The organism is Pedobacter superstes, assembly GCF_037622515.1.
In the GTDB taxonomy this organism is placed as follows: Bacteria; Bacteroidota; Bacteroidia; order Sphingobacteriales; family Sphingobacteriaceae; genus Paradesertivirga; species Paradesertivirga superstes.
In genome coordinates, this window is record NZ_JBBJCN010000024.1 from 1 (window position 1) to 440 (window position 440).

The following is a 440-nucleotide window of genomic DNA, read 5'->3' on the forward strand; positions in this document are numbered from 1 at the left end:
AGCGGACGAAAGGAAATCATTAAAATGTGATACATCCTGGTCAGCTGTGACAGAGAGGCTGTGGTGGGTATGGGTTAAAAGTGGTGCTCACCATTGGGTGTAAGGATAAAAGAACGCGTTATTGCTGCGGGATAAAAGACGATTTGTCTTTGCCGCTCATAGCCGCGGCGTGGCCTAGTCCTTTTCCTTGATGAAAAGGACCAAAAATCAATGCCGTCCCGAAGGTGCCTTTTGCCACAAGGCTACAGCACATTTCACCATCACCGCTCAGGGCTGCGCCTTGCTTCCTCCGACGCTGAAAGGCTAAAGCTTCAGGAAACAAGCCAATGCCCTCTCCTGAGCTCGAGGCCTGCTGCTGGCGAAATCTTACTGGCGCTTTCGGGACGGCACGACTTCGTAGGAAAGTTGCTAAATGATTTGTTAGGTTGCTTGGCGCATTT

Annotated in this window: 1 protein-coding gene; it reads right to left on the reverse strand. The window is 50.7% G+C overall.

Going from position 1 to position 440, the window contains the following annotated elements; all coding sequences use genetic code 11:
* Window positions 1-118: 118 nt before the first annotated feature.
* Window positions 119-440, reverse strand: a 322-nt coding sequence (locus WG906_RS19340; RefSeq protein WP_339994540.1) for a hypothetical protein, incomplete at its 5' end; no start/stop codon positions are given.